Below are 24,425 nucleotides of genomic sequence, written 5' to 3'. Positions count from 1 at the left end.
GTGTTGCCATGTTTCACAACGACAAGACAGCGCGTAGGGTAACGCTGTCGCCATAAAACACCATCACATTAGTTAGGGATGATTATCGCATGCAACGCCGTGCCAGTGACTGGATATCGCAAGGATTTGAGACACTTGTCTCCAAAATAAAAACCGCAAGCCCGTCCGCTCAGGATGACCCGTTTCACTTCGACATCGTCATCGTCGGCAGTGGCTATGGCGGCGCCATTGCCGCGTCGCAACTGGCGGGATTGCGGCAAACCGCCAACGACCTCCAGCAGGCACGGCAACAGCAGGCAAAACCAAACCGGCCCTTAAAAATCTGTGTCCTGGAGCGGGGCAATGAGTATTTAGCCGGCATGTTTCCTTCACGCATGGCAGATCTGCCGGAACACGTTCGCTTCAGCACCCCCGATAAAGCCACCCCTTCCGGCAATCGCGACGGGCTGTTCGACATCCGCATCAGCCCTCACCTCAATACGGTGTTGGCCAACGGTCTGGGCGGTGGCTCCCTGATTAATGCGGGGGTGATGATTGAGCCCAAACCTGAGGTTTTCAATGACCGCTGGCCAACAGCACTCAGGAACCACCCCGAACAGGAACTGTTCGCCCGGTATTACCCGCAAGCCAAACGTTTGCTTGGGGCTAGTGATGATAGCGGCGACAACACCATCGCCCGCCACCAGGCCCACCAGCAACAGCCGCTCGCCAAGCACCGTCAATTGCACCTGCTCGCCACGGACCGAACCACGCACGGAAAAAAAACCTCCCCCAGCGGTTGCTCAACGTGCCCGACTTCAAGTTATGACGCCGCCATCACCGTGGCGATGGAAGATAAAATCAACAGCGGCGGGGTTCAACTGAACGCCTGTAACCTGTGCGGCGATTGCGCCACCGGCTGCAACCACAATGCCAAGGATTCTCTGGACACCAACTTGCTGGTTCAGGCCTGGCAGCAAGGGGTAGAACTGTATACCGGGGCAACGGTGCTCAAGCTGTTGCCTTGCGAACCTAACCCGCAAGCACTGCCACAAAATCACAGTCCGGCAGGCTGGACTCTGCTGGTGGCACACACCAAAGCCAAGTTGCGCAAACAACAGGGCAAGCCGCTCAAACTCACCGCCGCCAAAGTGATTTTGGCCGCGGGCAGTTTAGGCTCAACCGAAATTCTGCTGCGCTCACAGTCGGCACAATTTCCGCTGTCCCGGCGACTGGGACAAAGCTTTTCGTCTAACGGCGACATGCTGGCCACGGTGTTCCATCAGCACAACCCCGTGCACGCCATCGCCAACGAAAATGATCAGCCGGGCAACCGTCATATCGGACCCACCATCACCGGGGTGATCGATCTGAGGGACACGCCGCAATCGTTGCTGATTGAAGAAATGGCAGTTCCCGGAGCCCTGCGGCGCCTGTATGAAGAGCTGGTCACCACCACCGATAGCCTGGCCTCACTGATGACGACGGATACCTCGCCCCATCAGCAAGGTCAGCCGGAGAACGACCCTTACAATGTGGACGCCCAAAAAATCGATCGTACCGCCATCTACGCCATCATGGGAGACGACGGCAGCCAGGGGTCACTGGAGCTGGTCACCGACCAACCGCCGAGCCGCACAGGTTCTTCAGACAATATCAACCACCAGGTATCCGAGGGCGCCCGGGACATGAGCGGTGACGGCAGCATCCGGGTACGCTGGTCCGGGCTGCCGGACAACCCGCTGTTCGTCGAGCAAGTCCAGGTTCTGGAGTCACTGGTCGAAAAGTCGGCCATCGGCGGCCGGGCGCAGGGCAATCCCGCCTGGCGACCTTTGCCAGAGTCAATGGCGCACTTATTGGGGGGTGGCAAGGGACCGCAACTGACCGTGCATCCGCTCGGTGGCTGCGGCATGGCCGACAGCGCCGACTGCGGAGTAGTGGATCAATTCGGCCGGGTGTTTAACCCCGCCAATCTCAGCCAGCCGGGGGCGGTGTACGACAACCTTGTGGTTCTCGACGGCGCCATGATTCCCTGCGCGTTAGGCGCTAATCCGGCGCTGACCATTGCCGCGATATCCCTGCGCGCCTTGCGTGAACTTGGCCGCCACTGGGGGTTTGTCACAGCCGCGCCGGACCGAACGGCGGAGCAGGGCGCTGACAACCTTGCTCAACAGGCTGCAGCCCAGCGCTCACACCACGCCGCCCCGTCCTCCGACCATCCTCAGCAGCCCGCAATCCGAGCATCAAAGGCAGCACCGAAAACCGCGATAGACTCACCAGAGCCACTTTCCCCGCCCTTCACGCGCCCGCGGTTTGCGGATAAGTCGTTTGTCCCCCCGACCAAAGCCACAACCGTCGAAATTACGGAGCGCATCAGCGGGCGCGTGACACTCACCGACCACCACGCACAACCTCTCGATTGCATGGTGGACATTACCCTGCGCTTCACCCCCAAACCGGTGCTCGACTTTGTCCACGGCACCGACCGCACACTCAGAGTCAATAACGCCCTCGAGCCCGACGAGCCCGTCAGCCAGCTGCGCATTTTTGAACGCCGGCAGTGGCAGACCCTGATCCGCGAAGGTGCCAGCGACGAACGCTTCACTCAACACGCACTGTTTGTGGCGCCCGTACAAGGCACCCTGGAAATCATGGGACGGCAAGCTTCCAGCGCCCCACAACGCATCCGGAGAACCCTGTGGCCCTGGCTCAGAAACCGCGGGCTGCGCGACGCCTGGCAAGCGCTGGAAGAATGGTTAAGGCAAAAACGCCTGCCCGTGAAAATCAAACCGGCAGCGGCCAATACCCGCAACCCGCTGCGCGCCGCCAGCCGGGCGCTGAAGAACCTGAAAAAGACCGCCAACGGCAAATATCACGAAATCAAGGCGCTCGCATCTCACGGCGGCGAGGTGCGCCTGTTTGACTATCAACTCAGCGTCGAGCGGCCGGCACAGGGCTGGCCAGACGCTCTGGCCGGGTTTGATAAACAGGCCAGCAGGGTCAACATTCAGGGCTGCAAAACCATCAGTTACACCCGCGCGGCGAACCCCATGCGCCAGTTTGAAGACATGTACATCCATGTCTTCCCCGGACTGCAACCCCGGCGCCGGCAACCGAAAAAAAGAACGCCCTATCTGCGCTTCGATTCCCGCTTTTTGTCCCATTACAACAAACCCCTGATCCGCATTACAGAACAGCAGGATCAAGTCACGGCCCTGGCGGACATGGCGGCGTTCATGGCCTACTTTGCCCGGGTGCTGATCAACATTCACCTGTGGAGTTTCCGCAAGCCCGACACCCAGCGACCCGGTACCCCCACGCGCCTGCCCGGCCGCATCCGAGGCATCGCCCAGCCAGACATTATTGAACTGCCGGTCGGCCAGCACGACACCGGACTGGCCGTCGAACTGCCCGTCAAGGTGCGCTTGACGCGCTACCCCCAACCCCACAGCAGCGCGCCACCGGTGCTGTTGATTCATGGCTACAGTGCCAGCGGCAACACCTACACTCATCCCTCCATCGACCCGAACCTGACACACTACCTGTGGATGAAAGGCCGCGATGTCTGGGTCGTTGATCTGCGCACCAGCAGTGGTATGCCCACCGCCATGTTGCCCTGGTCGTTTGAAGACGTTGCCTTCGCCGACATACCGGTTGCCATTGATCACATCTGCCAGACAACCCAACAGGAAAAAGTGGATGTGGTGGCACACTGCATGGGCTCGGCCATGTTCAGCATGGCGGTACTGGCACCGCCGGAAAACGACGCGCCGTTCTTTCGCGAACGCCAACTGCTGCCGCAACGCATTGGCAAGGCCGTGCTATCACAGGTGGGGCCGCGAGTGGTCTTCAGTCCGGAAAATATTTTCCGCGCTTACGGGCTGAGCTACGTACAACAGCTGATGCCGTTTGTGTTTTATGCCTTTAAACGCTCAGACGCACCCGGTACCGCCGAGCAACTGCTCGACCGTTTACTGTCTGCCCTGCCCTACCCCGATGGAGAATTTGACCTGGAAAACCCCGGGCTACCCTGGGCCAAAACACCTTTCGTGGGCACCCGTCATCGCATGGACGGACTCTATGGCCGCACCTTCAGCCTCGCCAACCTGTCGCGCAAAACTCTGGACAGCATCGACGACCTGTTTGGCCCGCTGAGCATGGTGACCCTCTCGCAAGTCATCCGCTTTGCCATTCACGAACGCGTGACCAACAAGCACGGTGAAAATGAATTCGTCACCCATGAGCGCCTGAAACAATTTTGGACCTTTCCCACGCTGAGTGTCCACGGCGATGAGAATGGCCTGGCCGACATTTCGACCCTGGGCCGCATGACCGAGACCATGCACAAAGCCGGTTGCGATTACCGCACTGAAGTCCTCGCCGGTTTTGGCCATCAGGATGCCCTCATCGGCAAAGGGGTGCGCGCCAACTTTGACAAAATACATCGCTTTTTACAGCAGGGCCCGCCGCCATCGACAGCCCCAGCCCCACACGAACCAGAGGCCCAACACTATCAGCTACACCTGCCCTTCTCCGGCCCGGTGATCGGTGCCATCCAAGCCGGCGAGAGCAACACGCTGCCCGTCAGCCTGGGCTTCAGCTCGCAGAAAATGAATCCGGAATTTGTCTTGTTTATTGCCGTGAAATACCACCGGCAAGGCCTGCGCCTGGCCAGCAGTGTTCACGGTCCGACCTTAAGCCTGAACTTGATGCGCGAAAACCTGTGTGTGAAATTCGCCTCACCGCACCAGGATCGCTGGCTGAAAACCGAGCTGCCGGTGACGCCCACCTTTGAGCAGGCCGACGGCATACTGTCACTGTTGCTCGACGACCTGGACCTGGACTCCAACCAGGCCCTGTATGGACAGCTCTACGACGCGGTGCTGCCAGACAACCTGCTCGACATTATCGACCTGCCGAGCATCGCCAGTGACCCCCAGCACAGAGCGCTGTCCGATTACCTGCAACAGCATTTGCTCAGCGACAACTTTGCCCGAGCTCTGAACAACGTTCTGCAGCAGCCGCTGACAGAGCTGGAAAATGCCATCGTGGAACTGCCGTCCCCCCCCGCTGGACCCGGACTAGGCGAGCAGACCCCGACCACGCAATTTGTACTGGCCGCGTGCCAGTACGCGCCAGGCATGCTCGACCGCAAAGTGGCGTACCGCGCCTATCGGCGCTTGAGCGCGAGACTCGATGCCTGCGGCGCTTCTGCGACCGCTCAAACCCCGCAGTCGCAAGTGACAGCTTCTGGGACGAGCACAGAGCTCAAACCCCAGTTTATCGTGCTGGCCGGCGATCAGGTCTACACCGATGCCAGTGCGGGACTGTTTGACCCCATCGACCGCTACGATCGCTTTACCGCCACCTATCACAAATGGCTGCATCAGCGACCGGTAAAGTCTGTCCTGCGCCGCCTGCCAAGCTTTATGATGCTGGACGACCACGAGCTGAAAAACGATTGGGATCAAAGTGAAAGCGAGCTGGGTGAAAAAGCGCTGTTGGCGGATGGCAAACGGGCGTATCTCAACTTTCAACGCAATCTGCACCAGACACCGAACATCCAGGACCTGGAGAAAACGCCCCTCTGGTACACCTTCACCCAACAAGGGCTGGATTTTTTCATGGTCGACAGCCGCACCGAGCGGCAAGGCCGAAAGATTTCTGCACGGGACAATGAGCGCCCTGAAAAGGCCATCGCCGACCTGAATAGCGCCCAGCTGATGTCCGATGAGCAATTGCGCGCACTGAAAGACTGGCTGTTAAACGCACCCGGCGATGGACGGCCACGGTTTATCCTGTCCCCTTCCATGCTGTTGCCCAGACGCTTGCGGTCAACCGCCGGCACAACCGCTTCAGGCGCTCACCCGGGCAGCATTCACTCAGATGCCTGGGACGGGTACCCCAGCACGCTGCACGACTTGCTGCATTTCATTGCCGAACACAACCTCACCAATCTGGTGTTCCTGTCCGGAGACGAGCACCTGTCGAGCACCGTCGACATTGACCTGACCCACGCCGGCCACAATACCCGCACGCGCGTGCACTCAATCCACAGCTCGGGGCTCTACTCACCGTTTACCTTTGTGAATTCCACACCGGACCTGTTTGCCGGCCACGAATCCTTCCAGGTCCCCGGTGACAGTGACCTTCAGTGCGAGGTGAAGACACGCTTCTACCCCGGTGATGGCTTTGCGCTGCTGACCGTGGCACAGGAAAATCAACGCTGGGTACTGCAGTGTGAGTTTGACCGGGTACCGGACCGCGCCGACGAGGCGTCCACGACCGAAGCGGCGAGCGGCGAAAACCGATTGCGACAGCGCTGGGAGATGGTCAGGGAGCAGAGCCTGAGCACCTCTTAACCCCGGGTCAATCCCGATAGATCGTCTCAATCAGGTGGAAACCAAACTGGGTTTTAATGGGGCCATGGACTGTCAACACCGGCTTTTTAAACACCACGTTGTCAAACGCCTTGACCATCTGGCCGGGGCGAAACTCGCCCAGGTTACCGCCCTGCCTGGCCGAATTGCACTGTGAGTGCTTTTTGGCCAACTGGCCAAAATCCGCCCCCTGTGCCAATTGTTGCTTCAGCTTTTCGGCCTCGGCTTTGGACTTCACCAAAATATGTCGGGCACAGGCAATGGGCATAACGGCTAAACCTCAAGAATTAATGGCGTCGGCTTCACAGTCCTTTCGCCAGACAAGGACTGCGTCACACTCGGGTTTGCATTATACTGCGCGCCGTTTCGTTGAATCCAGACAGCTCTGGCGTAAAGATTAGAGGAATCCCATGAAGTTGCTTGTCACACTGATCCGCGAAGGCCTTGGCCGACTGATTATCCTGATCGACTGGATCACCCGCCCCCGCAAACTGAAGCGCAGTCCGGAGGCACAGGCTCAGGTCGCTCAGGCAACCCAGGGCCTGTCGCTCTATCAATTTTACGCCTGCCCGTTTTGCGTCAAGACCCGACGCGCCATCCACCGCCTGAACCTGCCCATTGATACCCGCAATGCCAAGCCTGGCAGCCCTTTCCGCCAGGAACTGGCAACCGAAGGCGGCGCCGTGAAAGTACCCTGCCTACGCATTGAAGAAGCGGGTAACGTCCGCTGGATGTACGAATCCAGCGACATCATCAGCTACCTGGAACAACGCTTCGCCTGAAGCACCCCGATCCGGCTACCCACTTCCGCTCCCGGCCGCTCAGGCCTGAGCGGAGCCCCCTGTCAGCTGCCCCCTGCAAGGTGAATTGCGCAGGCACATTGGGGGATTCCTATCTCCTGTAAACTGTCACCTGTCACCTGTCACCTGCCTATTGTTCTATTGTCACCTCCCTGCACGGTGAATTGCGCAGCAAGAGAGGGTACCCTGGGGTGTCGTCTGTTTCTGGTCATTTTCGCCTAAATTGCTTGCTGTACATTCAGAAATCCTTTCTATACTTAAAACGCACTCATAATAAACAGCAATCTGACAACCTATTCGGGCTTAGGAGAGAACTATGGACCTGTCACACATGCGCACCCTCTATGAAATCGGCCGCATCACCGACGTCATGGCCGTCGCGGACAATAAAGACGGCAGCTGGCACATTGACTGTCACGACCTCTGGGGCAGAACCCTGCACCTGACCACCACCACCGGCGACGCCTGTCATTTTACCTCCCTGGACGCCGCCTCAGAAGCCGCCCATGACATCGGCTTCAAGGAAATACACATCGTTGAGCATTAGAGCCTGAGCTCCGTGTCCTGCCCTTGAGATGACCGCCGCCTGTTAAGCCGCAGTGCTTTAAAGGCCGGCGGGGTCGACCTGCCCTCTATGTCCCGCCGAACAACACCCCAAAACGGTCACGTCTGCGACTGTTGAAAACCAGCAACCTGCAATAGACTCAGTGACAGAGATCAACCTTCAACGTGACAGGAAGACTGAGAATGACCGAGAAACAAGCCAAATTCACAGCCATGACAGAAGGCACTGCCGAAGACTGGCAAATTATTGCCGAGCACCTGGAGGGGTTTTCCAGACAACTGCCGCAGCGGATCCTGACGCACCTGGAAATTTTACGCGGCGACTACGGAGGCTTTCCGATCGATCGCCTCGAGCACTGCCTGCAAACCGCCACCCGCGCCCACCGCGATGGCCGCGATGATGAATACGTTGTCTGCGCCCTGTTGCACGACATTGGCGACACCCTGGGGCCCGCCAATCACGCCGACGTCGCCGCCGTATTACTGGAGCCCTATGTGTCCGAAGAGAACCACTGGATCGTCAAGCACCACGGCATCTTTCAGGGTTATTATTTCTTTGACTTTCTCGGCCTGGACCGCAACCTGCGCGACCAGTTTAAAGATGAGCCGTATTTTCAGGCCTGTGTGGATTTCTGTCACCGCTACGATCAAAACAGCTTTGATCCCGAGTATGCCAGCGAACCGCTGGCATACTTTGTGCCGATGGTGGAAAAGGTGTTTAGCAAGGTCCGCAAATCGATCTACAACAGCGCCGAAGATGCCGCTTGATTCACCCGTCGCAGGTTACCCACACAGGGCAGACTGACGACAGCCTCAAAACCCAAAAGAGCGGCACCGGCCGCTCTTTTTTATCCGTTCGGTGCCACTGCACCTCTCACCGGTCTAGCTCGCGTACTGCATCACCCGCATTTCGTAGATGGCATCAAAAAACGCTTGTTTGCGCGCCCGCATGGCCCGTCGGGCGACCTCCATCTCCAGCTTCAGCGCATCCAGCTTCTGCTGCAACTCAAACTTGGGCAGGGACATACGTTTGAGGGTCATACGCTGAGCCTTGAACGCCTCCCACTGGTGCGTCGCTTCCAACCACTCGGCCTTGCGCGCTTCCAGCTTGGCTTCCCAGGTCTCCCAGCGGGTGGGCTGAGTTCTGACCTGGGCATTGTACAATTCACGCCGGGCAATAATTTCGGCTTCCTGGCGCTTGGTCGCCCGCTGCAAGCCTTTTACCAGGCCCAATCCCCGCAGCATCAAGATCACATAACGGGTCGGGTCCAGCAGCCAACCACTCCAGCCAAAGCCATTGCGGTAATCGCGGGCAAAGTCGTGGTGGTCCGCATGGTGATTCCCCTCCCCCATGGGCCCCATCCACACATAGTTGTTCTTGGCCGAGCTGAAGGCCCCCTTGGTAAACCCACACATATGGGTCACGCTGTTGACGGTCCAGGTATTGTGTTGCGCCAGAATAAAACCGCCAATGGAAGCGACCATCAGGCAGAGCGCGCCCACCACCGAATCGGTCAGGACGTAACCGAGAATCAGCGGCAACAGAAAGTTCAAAACCACCAGTAACGGGAGGTACAGCTTATCCTGCCACACCAGGGGGGTGGCGTTTTTGGCCTGAAAAGCCTTTTCCTGTGCCACCGTATTCGGGTGGTGAAAGAAGTAGGTCAACACGTGAGACCAGAGAAAATTGCGCCAGCCACTGTTAAACCAGGTGGCGCTGTAAGGGTCCAGTTGATGATGGCCACTGCGATCAACACCGTGATGGATCACGTGCATCGCCGCCCAGCGACGCACACTGCCCTGAATCGCCATCACCTGGCCAATAAACCCAAACACAATATGTACCGGCCAACTGACGTATTTAGCCGCACCGTGCGATACCAGTCGATGGGAGTAGACCGTGGTAGAGATACAACCAACAAACGCGTGAATCAGAGTCCAGGCCAACATGATTTTCCAAAAACCTTCGGGGGCGTACACGTAGGCAATCGGCGTGGCGATCAGGCAAATAACGTGGGTAATGGAGATAAAGCTGGCCGTCACCCAATCGATGGTAAAGCCGTGTTTAAAAACATCCCGGATACGATTAAACAAGGGCGCGGGATTATTGCGGTGGTTCGTCATGTGCTTCTGTTTTCCTGATATTCATCTGCCAGCGGTTTCAAACATTCACTGCTTGTTGGGTCACAATGATATCGCCAGACCACTGAAAAACAAGAAAATCCGTTCAAACATGCCGATCCAGAAGGCGAATTCCTACTATGACCACAAAGTCATCACCTTGGTTCAACGGAGCCCGCGACCATGCTCAGCGTGAAACGCGGGGGGTCAACGTCATTGCAGCCCTTACCGTTACAGGTATTAGGGGTTTTGCAGCGACTTTGATAAAATTCGCGCGCAACCGATACCAATGGCCATCGCCACAGAGACCGACCCTGAAATTCGCTATGAACCACCCTGAGCCCAACCAAGCCCCTTCTGCCCCTCTGGCCGCCGCAGACAGCCCCTCTGCAGAGGGGCTGTCTGAAGGTTACCGTCAGCGTTTTGGCGGTATAGCCCGTCTGTACGGCAACGCTGCATTGACCGCATTCCACGGCAGCCACTTTGTGGTGGTCGGTATTGGCGGTGTGGGCACCTGGATAGCCGAAGGCCTGGCGCGCTCCGGCATCGGTGAAATCACCCTGATTGATATGGACGACATCTGCATCACCAACACCAATCGTCAGATCCACGCCCTGAACAGCACGGTCGGCCAGCAAAAGATCGCCGTCATGGCGGAGCGCCTGAAAGACATCAACCCCGACATCAAGGTCAATGCGGTTGACGAATTTTTAGAAACCGACAATCTGGATGAGCTGATCCCCCGCGATGCATCTGTGGTTATTGACGCCATTGACGCCGCCTATGTAAAGGCGGCCCTGATCAATTACTGCAAACGCCACAAAAAAATCATTCTGACCGTCGGCTCTGCCGGAGGCAAACTGGACCCCCGCCAAATCATCAGCGGCGATCTCAGTCGCACCACCAACGACCCACTGTTGGCGAAAACCCGCAACACCCTGCGCCGCTGGCATAACTTTTCCCGCAACCCGAAACGGGTATTTTCCATTGAGGCCGTGTATTCCACCGAACAAATGACCTACCCCGCAGAAGACGGCGGCACCTGCCAGGCAAAATCCGGCCTGCAAGCCGGCACCAAACTCGATTGCAGCGGCGGCTTTGGCGCCGCCACGATGGTCACTGCCACGTTTGGGTTTGTCGCTGTGTCGCGGGCACTGGAGCGTTTTTTACACAAGCAGGCAAGAAAGTCGCAACCGCCAGAACCGGCGTAAAGGTCTGCGAGCCATAAGGCACGTCCGGCGATTACAGCGCCGCACTGTCAAAGAAAACCTGGGTAGAACAGATTTTATCACCGCGAAAGTCAATGAAAGCACACACCGGCAGCACCAGATCCTCACTGATTTCATCGTACTGCACCGCCAGGGTATCGCCTTCCGCAATGCATCGAACGATGCGAATGTCGCTCATCTCGCGACCGATCTCTTCGAGGTAATCCAGGGCCGCCTTGCCACTGAGCCTGCCGGACATCGGACTCTGTGTCACATAATCACTGGTGACGGGCAGCGCGGATATGTTTCCGTGCAGCAGGCACTGAAAATAGTCTTCAACCACGGCCTTGCGATGCTCACTGGTGAACGCTGTTGTCATATTGTCCCATCCTTTCGGCTGCGCCCCGGCAAACACCTCGCACGGCAACGCTAAAGGTGTTCATGCTAAGGTCATTACAAAACCCTGTTACAACATCAATCCAACACGGCAGGCGCGTTCAAAGTTCCTGTGTTTAATAATATTTGCTGGAAAATATTTTTAAAACACCTCGGCTCTTAACGTCGTTTGGTGACCACTTTGTTTCTACCGCTGTCTTTTGCCATATAAAGATGTTTATCGGCTTCTCTAATCACATCCGCAACGCTTTCATTGGTATCCGCTTTGCACACCCCTAAACTGATACTGACCGGAATGCGCTGCCCATTGTATTCAAAAATCGTTTGCTGCACTCTCAACCTTAACCGCTCAGCCAGATACTCGGCATTGCTGGCATCGGTTTCCGGCAACAAAATCATGAACTCCTCGCCGCCCCAGCGGGAGACCTGATCCTGGCCCCGCAACTCTTCCAACAACACTGACGCCAGTCTTTTCAGCACATAATCACCTGCTTCATGCCCGTATTGATCATTCACCCGCTTAAAATAATCGACGTCACACAACACCAGCGACATGTCGTGATCGAAACGGCGAGAGCGGTGGTATTCACGCTCAATCGCTTCCATCATGCCGCGGCGGTTCAACAAATCGGTTAAAAAATCTTTTTGCGCCTGACGTTGAAACTGGTCATTGAGACGTTGAAAATGTCGCAGAGCCACCTGACGGGAGAACTCATAGCTTGCAGACAGAAACGCCACGGTCAAAAAGGAGTAGAGCAGACGCAACTTGAACTCAACCGGATACGACGCCTTCAACAGTGCCCCATCCCGGTACAACAGCATAAACCAGACAACGACGGTAAATACGCCGACCACCACCAGCCCCCGCTTCATGCCGGTAAAAAACATCGCCACCGGCGGCAGCAGATAGATCCACAGCGGGCCGGTATTGGCAACCCCGCCGGTGTAGACCAAGTACACCATCAGAATGCACAGCACAGACAAGATCAGAGAAGCAGAATAAACGTAAGTGTTTTCGGGGTTGAAGACTTTCAACAACACATACACCATCAAATAAGCAAAGGAGACCAGTAACAGGCATCCCGCTAAAAACAGGTTTTGATGGAATATTGCATTCACCCCCAGCACCAATGTGATGCCAGCCCCCACCCAGCCGAACAGGTTGATCAGATAGATTTTGTTCGACACCTCATCCACTTCTCTATCCTGCAGATCTGGTGTCATCCACCGAACAAAAACACCCCAAAAAGAACGCATACCAACGGACTCTAGGTTAATCATTCAAAAAGCCTCTGATGTCACCCGGCATGGTCATAAACCTCATGCACCCTACAATTATATACAGGGTTCCGGGATCGGCTTTCCGTTATGTCAAAAAGCGTATAAAAACAACATCTGTAATGACTCAAGGCAAGTATAGACGCTTTTTTACACAGTTCTCCACATTTGGAAAAAGGTGACAGCAGACCAACAGGCCTGCCAATGGGGGAGAGGGGCTTATCCAGCAGGAAAAACGGCCCCTCAATCAGGGCGAACGGAAGACCGCACCAGGTCGTGCATCTGCTCTAACAGGGCCCGAAAGCCGTTACTGCGGGATTCGCTGAGATACTTTTCCAGGCCCAGGTCCATAAACACCTGATTCACATCCAGAGCCAGGATCTGCTCGGTGGTTTTGTTATCCAGCAACACCAGCAACAGCACGGAGAGCCCCTGAATGACGCGGGAGTCGGTATCCACAGCAAAACAGTGTCGCTCGCCTCGCTGCTGATGCACCAGCCACACTTCTGTCTCGCAACCGTGAACCCGGTTTTCAGTCTGGCGGATTTGCGGTTTGGGCTGCAGCAGATTGGCCCAACGGGTCAATTGACGATAGCGTTTCTGCCAGCTGGGCTGATCGGCGAGATCGGACAGGGACACGCTGCTCAGGTCATCACCGACCCACTCCCCCTCTGCGCTCGGCGGCCTTGCCAGAGCATCCGCGTCAAAGGGCAGCTTTTCCAAAGCCTGAATCAACGCATCCACATCCGCACGATCATTGTACGCGGCCAGGGAAATTCTCAAACTGCCGGACAGCCCCAGGCCCTCCATCAAGGGCTGGGCACAATGGTGCCCTACGCGCACAGCAATATCATGCTCATCCAACCAGTGAGCCATATCGCTCACTGACAGCGAACTCTCCGGCCGACACACCAGCGCCGCAATGCCGACATTATTGCGATGAGTGGTGAGCAATTTAAGCGGCATGGTTTCGGTCAGCCGCGTCAATTCACTGTGCAAATAACGAGTTAAATGGGATTCGTAAGTGGCCATGGCCTGGCGATCCTGCGATTGCAAAAACGTCAGGCAGGCCCCCAGCCCGGCAATCGCCGCCAGCGATGACGTGCCCGCTTCAAACCGATGTGGCGCCAGCGCGTAGTCACTGCCCGTCAGGCTGACATTTGCAATCATTTCGCCGCCGCCCTGCCAGGGTGGCAAGCCGTGCAGACTCTCGGCACGCCCATACAGCAAACCGATACCGGTGGGGCCATAAAACTTGTGTGCCGACCCCACCAGAAAATCACACTGCAGCGCCTGCACATCCAGCTCTTCATGGGCCAGACGCTGGGAGGCATCCACCACCAGCAGGCAGTGCTCGGGCAAGAGTGGTTTCACCCATTCCACCGCCACCCGAAAACCCAGCGCATTGGACGCTGCTGACAGGGCCACCACTCGGGTTTTATCCGACAGCATGTGCGGCAACTGGCCCAGTTGCGGCTCGCCCAACACATCCGGCAAAAAGCGCAGCTGCAGCTGATACTGCTCCGCCACCATTTGCCATGGCACCAGATTGGCGTGGTGTTCCGCCGCTGACAGCACAATCTGATCACCCGGGTTGAGGGTTTTACCAAGGCTCTGCGCCAGCAGGTTGAGGCCTTCCGTCGCACCGCGGGTAAAGATGATTTCGTCACGGCTGCGGGCATTCAGAAAATCCGCCGCCTGCCCACGCACCAGTTCCACCATGCTGGTGGCGGCGCGGGCGAGGCGGTGACTGGAGCGGTGAGTGTTGGCATTGTAGCGACTGTAAAAGTCACTCATGGCATCAATCACACACTGTGGCCGCTGGGTAGTGGCGGCATTATCCAGATACACCAACTGAGCATTTTCAGGGTGCGAAAATAAAGGGAACTGCTGTTTAAACGCGGCGCTGTCAAAGCTCATAAAAAGTATTGTTCAATCGCTGTATGAATCAGGGTAACGCAAATAACCGACACGTATTGTGTCGGGTTTGGTTCTGTACCTGGGTTAGAGACTCAGCCCTCAACGCCGCCAGACATTCAGCCACACGAGGCAGTTGCAAGGGGGAGTTGGGCTGCCCCTGAAAACCACTCAATGGCATGTCCGGCGCGTCGGTTTCCAGCAACAGACTGTCCAGTGGCATCTGCGCCAGAGCGCGGCGGGTTTTTTGCGCCCGCTCATAGGTGATGGTACCACCAACCCCCAGATAAAACCCCAGCCGCCAATACTGCTGTGCCAGCTCCAGACTGCCCGAAAACCCGTGAATTACGCCACCGGCGGGAAGGTTATAACGGCTCAACAAGCGCAACACGTCGTTATGGGCTTTGTGGGCGTGCACTATTAATGGCAGGCGATACTCATCCGCCAACTGCAGCTGCCATTCAAAGACTGGCGTTTGTTCGTGCACAGAGAGCTCGCGACTGCCATCCAGACCGCACTCCCCGACCGCCACCACTCGAGGATGATTGAGGTGGTGCGACAACCGCTCTTTGAAACGATGTTCGGTGAGTTTTGACTCCTGTTCCTCTTCCATGGCGGCATCTGCCACCCACCAGGGATGACACCCTATCCCAGCCCACAAGCCACAGGCAGATGTCGATGCCGCGACCACCAACTCCAGCATCGGTGGCCACTGTTTGGGGTGGGTACCAGGAACGATGATGCCATCGACGCCGATTTCTGCACACTGCGACAGTGTCGCAGCACGCTCCTCATCGAAGACCTCAAAATCAAAATGGCAATGGCTATCGATCAAATCTGCACCTCGCCTTTGCGCTTAGGGGCGAACGACGGAACCCCACAGGTCGTATTCATCCGCGTGTTCAATGGTCACGGCCACCCGGTCGCCGACCTTGACGTCAAACTCTTCGTTCAGGTACACCACACCGTCAATTTCCGGAGCGTCGGCGTAGGTGCGGCCAATGGCCCCTTCCTCATCCACGTCATCAATCAGCACTTCCAGGGTACGGCCAATCTTTTGCTGCAGGCGCGCGGTACTGATGCGCTGCTGGGTCTCCATAAAGCGCTCCCAGCGCTGCTGCTGAATCTCTTCCGGTATGTGGTCGGGCAGATCATTGGCGCTGGCGCCGTCGACCGGTGAATATTTAAAACAACCGACGCGATCCAATTGTGCCTCTTCGAGGAAGTCCAGCAGCATTTGGAACTCCTCTTCGGTCTCACCGGGAAAGCCCACAATAAAGGTGGAACGAATGGCCAGGTCCGGACAGATTTCACGCCATTGCTTAATGCGACCCAACACCTTTTCACTGTGCGCCGGGCGTTTCATCAATTTAAGAATGCGCGGGCTGGCGTGCTGAAAGGGAATGTCCAGATAGGGCAGGATTTTGCCCGCCGCCATCAGCGGTATCATTTTATCCACATGCGGGTAGGGATAGACATAGTGCATGCGCACCCAGACGCCCAACTCCCCCAGTGCCACGGCCAGGTCCTGCATGCGGGTTTCCCGCCCTTCGGACAAATCGAGTTTGAACTTCACATCGATGCCATAGGCGCTGGTGTCCTGGGAAATCACCAGCAACTCCTGAGTGCCGCCGGCCACCAGCTTTTTCGCCTCGGTGACCACGTCCGTCAACGCACGACTGACCAGATCGCCGCGCATGGCGGGAATGATGCAAAAGCTGCAGCGGTGGTTACAACCTTCGGATATCTTCAGGTAGGAATAGTGTCTGGGGGTTAACTTAACCCCTTGCGGTGGCACCAGGTCCAGCAACGGGTTGTGCTGCTCCGGGGAGGGTGGAATGATTTTATGAACCGATTCCAGTACCTGATCGTAATCGGCCGGTCCGCTGACACTGAGCACCCCTGGGTTGGCCGCCTTGATCGCCTCGGCATCACTGCCCTTGCCCATACAGCCGGTGACAATGACCTTGCCATTTTCACGCATCGCTTCGCCAATGGCGTCCATGGATTCCTGCTTGGCGCTGTCGATGAAGCCACAAGTATTCACCACCACCACATCGGCGTCTTCGTAGCTGGGCACCACCTCGTAACCGTCCAGCTTGAGCTTGGTCAGAATCCGCTCGGAGTCCACCAGCGCCTTGGGGCAGCCCAGACTGACAAAACCCACCCGGGAGCCCGCTGTTGCAGTAACCGACCGGTTCGCCTCGAGGGTTTTCACTGATGTCTCAAGAGTGGTGGTCTGGGTATCGGCAACCTGCTTAAGGTCTGCTGACGGTTTGGGATCAAAGCTTTCTACACTCATTGAGGTCTCAACATCTCGGGGTGAACAATAGGGATTGGCATTAAGCGGCGGATTATACCCGAAGCGCCAGCAAACCCCAGCCCAAAGTGTATAAAAATCAACCAAACACCTCACTGTTGAACGCAAACGCCACAGTCCGGCTGATTGCATCGCCCAGCCTGCTCATGACTCGGTCATGGCATGGCCCACCCAGACAAAATAGTTAGCTTGCTAAATAGATTCCTGCCGCTATAATACTTAGCAAGCTAACTAAAGTTTCTCTGGCAAGGCCCATGATCGTGACAGATTCCGACAACAATGCTGCTGATGACATTAACGCCTCTATTGAAAGCCACAAGGGCTCTCAGCCGCCGCTCTACCAAACCCTCAAACCCTCCCTGGGGGCCGCCATGGGCCGCGCCCAACGCTTGTGGCGGGATGCCATCAACGACATCGCCAAGCAAATGGACCTCAGCGAAAGTCGCTGGCAAGTCGTGGTCAATCTGGAAAAAATTGGCGAAGGCGCCACCCAGCAATGCCTGGCTACCGAATTGTGCATCGAGATGCCCTCCCTGACCCGCACACTCAATCAACTGGAGAAACAGGGATTACTGGAACGGCGCCCCTCCCCCACAGACAAGCGCAGCCACTGCCTGTGGCTGACCGATCAGGGACGCGGCATTTCCCAGCAACTGGAACAGCGGGTTGACCAAGTTCGACAAGCCGTATTGGAAGGTGTGCCGGATGACAAGCTCAATATTTTCGCAGAAGTGTTGATCGCCATCGAAGACAACGCCAAAGCCCTCAAACTGAACAAGGCTCAGCTGGAATTGAAAAATCATCCGCCAGAAAACCGTCAAACTGACGAAAAACACACATCCCAACAATCCTCCCATCACGAGGACAAACATCAATGACACCTGATCAGAGTTTTGCCCGCTGGGTAAAGGTATCCCTGGCGTGCTTTGGGGTGGTGTTTGTCTATTTTCTGATGGCCGACCTGATCCTGCCCGCCACCCCACATGCACGGATTATCTTTCCGGTGGTTCAGGTGGCTCCGCAAGTCAGCGGTCAGGTTACCGAGGTCAACGTGCACAACAATCAACGGGTGAAGGCCGGCGACATTTTGTTCACTCTGGACCCGGCCCCCTTCGAACTCGCCGTGCAGGCCGCCCAACTGGCTCTGGAAAACGCACAGCAAGGCAATCAACAACTGGACGCCTCGATTACCGAAGCCACTGCGCACATTGCCGTCGCCAGGGTTAATGCACAGCAGTTATTGCTTGAGCAACAGCGCTTGCATGCCCTGCTGCAAAACAATTCGGTGGCGCTGCAGAGCTACGAAGAAACCGCAGCCCAATATCAGGCGGCCGTTGCTGCCGTGAAAATTGCCGTCGCCCAGCGCCATCAACTGCGGGTGCAACGGGGCGACACCGGTGCCGACAACCTGGCTCTGCGTCGAGCCCGCAATGCGTTGCAACAGGCCCAGCTCAATCTGGCCTACACCCAGGTGCGCGCCGAGCACGACGGCATTATTTCGAACTTTCAACTCAAACCCGGTGCCTACGCCACCGCGTCGGTCTCGCTGGCGGCACTGGTCGGGGGCGTGCCCGAAGTCATCGCCGACTTTAGAGAAAAATCCTTGTCGCACTTAACCCTCAGCGAGCCGGCCACCGTCACGTTTGACGCCTTGCCTGGACAAACCTTTGCGGCCCGCGTTGCGGCAGTGGATGCCGGAACTTACGCCGGCCAGCTCAACCCGTCCGGTAATCTTACGGCGCCGGAAACCAGTGATCGCTGGGTGCGGGATGCCCAACGGCAGCGTATTTACCTGTCTCTGGACAACCCCGGCGAAGCCTTAAACGGATTGCCATCGGGTGCTCGCGCCACGGTGCAGCTGTATCATGTGGGCGGCCCGCTGGCCTGGCTGGGCAAACTGCAAATCCACTTTTTCAGCCTGCTGCACTTTGTCTATTAAAGACGTCGACTAAAAATGCCGACTTAAAAGAGACGCCCCCTGGAACATTGAACAGACATAAACCACACGCCCAACAGACAGTCAGCCTAAACGGTAAGCACAAAACGTGAGTCGATTTAAAACGCACCTGACCATCAAAAAGCACGAGCTCAACGGCAACGATCTGCGTCAATGCCTGCGCATCTCCGGCGGCAGTACGCTGGGTTTTCTGATCAGCAAGTTGATGGGCTGGGACAACGGTGTGTTTTTCACGGTAATGCCCGCGCTGTTACTCGGCCTGGTACCCACCCTCAACCGTCATATCATTTTGCAATTTTTGGCCAGCATCCCGGTGGTCTCCGTAACCGTGGCCTTTGGCTATGGCCACTTTGGCAATAACCCGGTGGTGATGACCCTGCTGGTCGCGGGGCTGTTTGTCTTATTGTTTCGCGAAATGTCCAAAGGCCCGCTGTTTCTGTTTGGCGCCATCACCATGGTCAACACCTCCATCAGCTTGCACTTTGCCAGTTACAGCAGCATTTCACTGGACGACCTGTTGATGACGAACCTCGCCTCCACGGTGCTCGCCATCATGATTGGTTTCCTGATGCACACGCTGTTTGCGGACATCGAGCCTCGCCAACCCCGCCCCACAACCAGCAAGTTGCGCAGCACCGTGCGTCACGAAACCATCTTGGCAGCGACTGTCGCCACCACCTCCTTTGTCGTGTTCCAATGCTTTGACCTGCTGGATTCTCTGTCAGCCCAGTTGGCCAGCATCCTGATCCTCTTTCCCATGAACTGGCGAGGTTCCGCCCCCGCCGGCTGGAACCGTGCGGTGGGCACGTTGGTCGGCTGTAATCTGGGACTGCTCATGCAACTGCTGCTGATGAACTGGTCCAGCCTGTTGCTGTTTTCGGCATTTGCGTTATGGCTGAGTCTGCTGCTGATGAGCCGTTACCACATGTTGGAAGGCGGCGTCGCGGCGGGTGGCTTCAGCGCCATCACCACAGTCGTGGTGCTCTTTTCTCAATACCTCGCCCCCGACCAGGATATCGTTTACAGCGCGATGTACCGTTTCACGTCACTGAGTGTATCGGTCTTGATTACCCTGAGTCTGGTCTACCTGATGCACCAATTGCTGAATCAATTTCAAAGCACCCAGCTGCAAACAACCGCGTAATGTCATGGCGGTCATTCCCGTTAAAGCCAAGGTTAAGGCTTGGCCCAGTCGCGCACCAGATTGTGATAGAGCCGGGTCAGGTTCTTGACCTGCTCGTCCTGAGCGCCGCGCTCTGCGGTTAAGGCCTGAATGGTCTGATCAAGGTCAAACAGATGCTCACGGTGCCGGGTTTCCTGCACCAGACTTTGCACCCAGAAAAACGACGATACCCGCGCTCCGCGAGTCACCGGCGTGACCTGATGCAGACTGCTGGACGGATACAGCACCATGTCACCGGCATCCAGTTTCACTTCCTGCGCACCGTACTGCGTTTCAATGACCAGCTCGCCACCGTCGTAATCATCAGGGTCGGTTAAAAACAACGTCGCCGATAAATCGGTGCGCATCATCTCGCCTTCCGGCAACGTCATCACCGCACCATCGACATGCAGGCCGTAGTGTCCACCGCCAGTGTAGCGATTAAATTTTGGAGGGAAGATTTTATGCGGCAAGGCCGCAGACACAAACAGCGGATTGCCTCGCAGAATATCCAGCAGCGCCGACCGCAGGGCTTGCGCCACCGGCAGTGCGTCGTCCAGCTGTTGGTTGGCTTTCACCAAACCGGCCACACCGCCGGCGGTCATTTTCCCGTCCTGCCACTCACAACGATTGAGCTGTAGTCGGCACTCCTGCACCTGTGCCGGGGTCAGAACCTTTTCAATATGAAGCAACATACATTGAATCCAATCAAATACCGTTAACTCAAGCAACGTTAACGTCAGGGCAAATTTAAGCGGTTGGCCTGGATGCTGTCGATGGTAGGACAGCCGGTTAACGCCATGGTGATTTCCAGTTCTTCTTTTAAGGTCCGCAGCAGATGTGCCACTCCCAGGGCACCGGCCACCGCCAGCGCGTAAAGATAGGGGCGACCAATCAATACGGCATCGGCCCCCAGGGCCAGGGCTTTAAAGATATCACTGCCGCGACGGATACCACTGTCCAGCAACACCATCACATCGTCACCCACCGCCTGGCGCACCGCTGGCAGCGCCCGAATACTCGCTGGCACACCGTCCAGTGTTCGCCCGCCGTGGTTGGAAACGACGACTCCGGCAAGTCCCAGTTGACGACAGCGCACCGCGTCGCCGGGACTGAGGACACCTTTAACAATAATCGGCAGGTGCGTGTGCTGTTGCAACCACTCAATATCAGACCAGGTAGGGGCCTCGGACATCAGTCCATGTAAAATGAGGCTCTGATCCGGTGCCAGTGAAATGGGGGGCGCTGCAGGCTTATTGACCAAATTCGCCGACGGCACTGCCGACGGCAACACATAACCAGCGCGCTGCGCCCGGTTGCGCAGTCCACTGAGCGGGGCATCCACAGTGACGACAATGGCTCGATAACCCGACTGCTCAGCCCGCTTGACCAGCGACAGGGTAGCGTCGCGGGTTTCCTGAAAATACAACTGAAACCACAGCGGCACCTCGGCTTGGGCGGCCACGTCTTCCAGCGACGTCGAGGCCAGCGTCGAGCAGACCATGGGGATATTCAACGCATTGGCTGCGGCCAACGTGGCCAGTTCCCCCTCCGGGTGCACCAGCTGCTGGTGAGCAATAGGGGCCAGCAGAAAGGGCAACGCGTGGCACTGATCCAACAGCGTTGTTGCGGTCGAGGCCGAGGAGAATTCCTGCAAAATAGCCGGAATCAATTCGATCGATTCAAATGCCCGGCAGTTTTCACGCAATGTCAATTCATCCGCCGAACCACCGGCGATGGCCGCGTAAATGTTCTCGGGCATATAGTCCTGCGCGGCCTGCTCGTAATCGCCTGCCGACACAATATGCGCCGGGATGTGATCCAGCTTGGGCAGTATTAAATGGCTATCCGACATAACACACCGTGCAATCCGTAAAGCAAAAAGGAGATTTCTGAGCTTACCGACATCATAGGCAAACACACTTAAGATAGAAACCGCAAAACCCAAGAAGCCAGCAACGGCTGGCTTCTTGCAGGTCGTCCAATCACTGAATGACCTGTTAACTAATAGTGGCTGAACTCATCAGAATTCATAAGCCACAGACAACTGAGCGTTGCGACGATCGCCGATATACGCGAAAGATCCGCTGCGGTAAGCCGCCAGGTAGTAATCTTCATCGGTCACGTTACCCACGTTCAAGCGCGCACTCAACTGCTGGCTAAACTGATAAGTGGCGAAGAAATCGTACACGGTGTAGCTGGGCAACCCCAGATCTTCATTGGCGGCCGTGTCCGGCTGGCCGGTATAAACTTCACTGGAGTAGGTCGCGGCACCACCAAACGACAAGGCATCCGTCAATTGATAGCGCAGCTGCAGATATGCACTGTTATCGGCAAAGTTCGCCAAGGTTTTGCCCACATCGTCCGAAGTCACCACCCGGTTACCGCCGCGATCGGTGGTCATGTTGACGCCGTCGTTAAAGGACTCCAGCACTTTTGCATTCATGACCGAAGCACCGAACTGCACACTGAACTTATCGGTGATATTACCGACCAGCGACACTTCGACACCTTCAACGCGGTTTTGTCCGGTATTGAGCGTGCCAATGGTGCTGTAGTTATCCGCACCACCGCTTTCCATCACATCGTCTTTGGTGATCTGGAATACGGCAACCGTGGCCAGCAATTTTTCATCCATCAAGTTCCACTTGGCACCCAGTTCGATGTTTTCGGTCTTCTCGGGCTTGCTCTGCCCTACCAGATTGGCGTCGCCACACAGACCGCCGTAGCCACAACTGCCACCGACATCGGATTCGCCACCGTTGATGTTGGCGGAAGTACTGTAGGTCAGGTACACATTGGCTTCGTCATTAATGTTGTACACCAGTCCGGCGTGACCGTTCCACAAAGTATCGGAGTAGCTGTACTCGGTGGGTGTTGTGGCACCGCGTCCGTAAACATTGTTATCGTAATCAAAGTTATCGGCGCGAAGCCCCAGGAACAGACTCCAGTGATCATTGAAATCAATGGTATCCATGACAGACGCTGACCAAGTCTGAATATTGTAGTCGGAATCCCAATCACCCTTTGAGACCTGCCGGTTCAACAAATGATTAATGTCCTCAGAGACAGCATTGCCAGCGTCATCGACGATACAATAGGCTGTTCCACAATTTTCTGCATTGGCGTTGGTGACGCTATAGACACCATTTAGAACCTGCTGATCCGTGTACTCCAGGCTGAATACAAACTGGTTTTCCAACCCAGCCAGCTCCTGAGTCCAGAACAAGTTGGTTTGATTGGCAAAGTATTCAACTTCCTGCCAGCCCTGATGCGCCCGGCTGTCAATGGTAATCATTGGCGGAGTCCTTGAGCTCGCGCCGGTGGTCACATAGCCGTTATCGGTGGTGCCGTAACGCGTTGCGTTTGAGAGCGACAGGTTATCCGCAAACTCATAATTCGCATGAAAGGTGAAGGTTTCCACCTCGGAATCCAGAAAATCCTCGTCCTGAACATAGACCGCAATATCATCATTGGGTTTGCCAGTGGTGTCATCAATATAAGAACCCAAATCGGGTTTATCTTCGGCTTTCAGGTAGTAATAATCGCCGGTGAGGTTCAGCTTGTCGGTCGCCGCGTAGGTGACCGATAAAGCAAGTCCATTGCGCTCGCGATCGGCAGGATCGCGATCGGGCACGTCTTCATAACTGTGCAGAACATTGACTCGCGCAGCCAGATCTTCGGTTAATTTCAGGTTGCTGTCGGCAGTCAGACGCACATAGCCGTCAGTGCCCAGCCCCCCTTCCACTTTGGTGAAATCGTATTCGGTGCTGGCTTGCTTGGTGATGCTGTTGACCGCACCGCCGGTAGAACCGCGACCGGCAAACGTCGAGCTCGGCCCCTTGGTAATTTCCACCTGCTCCACCGCAAAACTTTCGCGAGTGGTCATGCCGGGATCGCGCAAACCATCGACAAACACATCACTGCGCGCTTCGTGGCCGCGAATCACGTAGCGATCACCAAATGCGTTACCGTTCTCACCAGTGCCCAAGGAAATACCCGGCTGTGCCGCCAGCACTTCTTTCAAGTCAGTTTTTCCGGATTCCTTAATCGCGGTTTGCGTCAGCACCGAAATGGTCTGTGGCGTTTCAGCCAGAGCTTTCACACGACGCGGGTCACCGGAGACTTTCGCTTTGTAAGGCACACCGGGCTGCGCGTAAGGATTGGTATCAATGGTGCGTTCTTCAATCTGCAGGGTGTCCAGCACAATGGCGTCATCGCCCTGTGCCATGGCCACCTGCCCCAGCATTAACCCCGGAATGCTCAGTGCCAGAGTGGTTTTACTGAAGTTGGCTTTGCGCAAACTCATCGGTTTTTTGTGGTGCGTGTTCATTGCTATCTCC

At 56.5% G+C, this 24,425-nt stretch carries 18 protein-coding genes; 8 read left to right on the top strand and 10 right to left on the bottom strand.

What is annotated here, in order from left to right; translation table 11 throughout:
- Positions 1-89 precede the first annotated feature (89 nt).
- A complete protein-coding gene (locus G8770_RS04925) occupies positions 90-6,341 on the top strand; it encodes an alpha/beta fold hydrolase (RefSeq protein ID WP_167182593.1) in 6,252 nt (2,083 codons plus the stop codon).
- A gap of 7 nt (positions 6,342-6,348) precedes the next feature.
- On the opposite strand, the gene G8770_RS04920 is transcribed toward G8770_RS04925, so the two are convergent.
- Positions 6,349-6,627, bottom strand: coding sequence for a peptidylprolyl isomerase (locus G8770_RS04920; protein ID WP_167182577.1), 279 nt, complete (start codon positions 6,625-6,627; stop codon positions 6,349-6,351).
- A gap of 142 nt (positions 6,628-6,769) precedes the next feature.
- Between G8770_RS04920 and G8770_RS04915 the strand changes: the two genes are divergently transcribed.
- From G8770_RS04915 to G8770_RS04905, 3 genes are all read left to right on the top strand, one after another.
- Positions 6,770-7,141: a glutathione S-transferase N-terminal domain-containing protein gene (locus G8770_RS04915; protein WP_167182574.1), complete on the top strand. Its 372-nt coding sequence runs from the start codon at positions 6,770-6,772 to the stop codon at positions 7,139-7,141.
- 334 nt (positions 7,142-7,475) lie between these two features.
- The gene (locus G8770_RS04910) at positions 7,476-7,706 is read left to right on the top strand and encodes a hypothetical protein (protein ID WP_167182571.1); all 231 of its coding nucleotides are present in this window, start codon (positions 7,476-7,478) and stop codon (positions 7,704-7,706) included.
- Positions 7,707-7,906: 200 nt separating this feature from the next.
- Positions 7,907-8,491, top strand: coding sequence for an HD domain-containing protein (locus G8770_RS04905; RefSeq protein WP_167182568.1), 585 nt, complete (start codon positions 7,907-7,909; stop codon positions 8,489-8,491).
- A 114-nt stretch (positions 8,492-8,605) separates the two neighbouring features.
- Here the strand turns inward: G8770_RS04905 and G8770_RS04900 are convergent, their stop codons facing one another.
- Positions 8,606-9,847, bottom strand: coding sequence for a hypothetical protein (locus tag G8770_RS04900; RefSeq protein ID WP_167182566.1), 1,242 nt, complete (start codon positions 9,845-9,847; stop codon positions 8,606-8,608).
- A gap of 323 nt (positions 9,848-10,170) precedes the next feature.
- Between G8770_RS04900 and tcdA the strand changes: the two genes are divergently transcribed.
- Positions 10,171-11,055, top strand: coding sequence for a tRNA cyclic N6-threonylcarbamoyladenosine(37) synthase TcdA (gene tcdA, locus G8770_RS04895; RefSeq protein WP_167182563.1), 885 nt, complete (start codon positions 10,171-10,173; stop codon positions 11,053-11,055).
- A 31-nt stretch (positions 11,056-11,086) separates the two neighbouring features.
- Here tcdA and G8770_RS04890 read toward each other — a convergent pair whose 3' ends face one another.
- The 5 genes from G8770_RS04890 to rimO form a co-directional block, all read right to left on the bottom strand.
- A complete protein-coding gene (locus G8770_RS04890) occupies positions 11,087-11,431 on the bottom strand; it encodes a nuclear transport factor 2 family protein (RefSeq protein ID WP_167182560.1) in 345 nt (114 codons plus the stop codon).
- A 176-nt stretch (positions 11,432-11,607) separates the two neighbouring features.
- The gene (locus G8770_RS04885) at positions 11,608-12,672 is read right to left on the bottom strand and encodes a GGDEF domain-containing protein (protein WP_167182557.1); all 1,065 of its coding nucleotides are present in this window, start codon (positions 12,670-12,672) and stop codon (positions 11,608-11,610) included.
- A 297-nt stretch (positions 12,673-12,969) separates the two neighbouring features.
- On the bottom strand, positions 12,970-14,646 hold the full coding sequence (locus G8770_RS04880; RefSeq protein WP_167182554.1) for an aminotransferase class V-fold PLP-dependent enzyme: 1,677 nt from the start codon (positions 14,644-14,646) through the stop codon (positions 12,970-12,972).
- Between the two features lie 28 nt (positions 14,647-14,674).
- Positions 14,675-15,478: a TatD family hydrolase gene (locus G8770_RS04875; RefSeq protein WP_167182551.1), complete on the bottom strand. Its 804-nt coding sequence runs from the start codon at positions 15,476-15,478 to the stop codon at positions 14,675-14,677.
- 21 nt (positions 15,479-15,499) lie between these two features.
- Complete coding sequence (gene rimO, locus G8770_RS04870; protein WP_167182548.1) at positions 15,500-16,945, bottom strand: 30S ribosomal protein S12 methylthiotransferase RimO; 1,446 nt, start codon at positions 16,943-16,945, stop codon at positions 15,500-15,502.
- A gap of 272 nt (positions 16,946-17,217) precedes the next feature.
- Here rimO and G8770_RS04865 point away from each other — a divergent pair, with 272 nt between their 5' ends.
- The 3 genes from G8770_RS04865 (at position 17,218) to G8770_RS04855 (ending at position 20,064) form a co-directional block, all read left to right on the top strand.
- Entirely contained in the window at positions 17,218-17,841 is a 624-nt protein-coding gene (locus G8770_RS04865; RefSeq protein WP_167182545.1) for a MarR family winged helix-turn-helix transcriptional regulator, read from the top strand.
- Positions 17,838-18,902 carry an HlyD family secretion protein gene (locus tag G8770_RS04860; RefSeq protein ID WP_167182541.1) on the top strand — a complete coding sequence of 355 codons (1,065 nt, stop codon included), beginning with the start codon at positions 17,838-17,840 and terminating at the stop codon, positions 18,900-18,902. Before G8770_RS04865 ends, G8770_RS04860 begins: the two co-directional genes overlap by 4 nt.
- A 106-nt stretch (positions 18,903-19,008) precedes the next feature.
- On the top strand, positions 19,009-20,064 hold the full coding sequence (locus tag G8770_RS04855) for a DUF2955 domain-containing protein (protein WP_167182538.1): 1,056 nt from the start codon (positions 19,009-19,011) through the stop codon (positions 20,062-20,064).
- A 32-nt stretch (positions 20,065-20,096) separates the two neighbouring features.
- On the opposite strand, the gene G8770_RS04850 is transcribed toward G8770_RS04855, so the two are convergent.
- The 3 genes from G8770_RS04850 to G8770_RS04840 all read right to left on the bottom strand — a co-directional run bounded on the left by G8770_RS04850 (position 20,097) and on the right by G8770_RS04840 (position 24,415).
- Positions 20,097-20,777 (bottom strand): Fe2+-dependent dioxygenase, encoded by a 681-nt coding sequence (locus tag G8770_RS04850; RefSeq protein WP_167182536.1) that lies wholly within the window; start codon positions 20,775-20,777, stop codon positions 20,097-20,099.
- Between the two features lie 44 nt (positions 20,778-20,821).
- Positions 20,822-21,937, bottom strand: coding sequence for an alpha-hydroxy acid oxidase (locus tag G8770_RS04845; protein WP_167182533.1), 1,116 nt, complete (start codon positions 21,935-21,937; stop codon positions 20,822-20,824).
- Positions 21,938-22,105: 168 nt separating this feature from the next.
- Positions 22,106-24,415 (bottom strand): TonB-dependent receptor, encoded by a 2,310-nt coding sequence (locus G8770_RS04840; protein WP_167182530.1) that lies wholly within the window; start codon positions 24,413-24,415, stop codon positions 22,106-22,108.
- Between the last annotated feature and the right edge of the window lie 10 nt (positions 24,416-24,425).

The sequence above is a fragment of the Pseudomaricurvus hydrocarbonicus genome, from assembly GCF_011602365.1.
GTDB classification, from domain to species: Bacteria; Pseudomonadota; Gammaproteobacteria; order Pseudomonadales; family Cellvibrionaceae; genus Pseudomaricurvus; species Pseudomaricurvus hydrocarbonicus.
The sequence above is the reverse complement of the archived record's forward strand: the minus strand, read 5'-3'. Positions and strand labels throughout refer to the sequence as shown.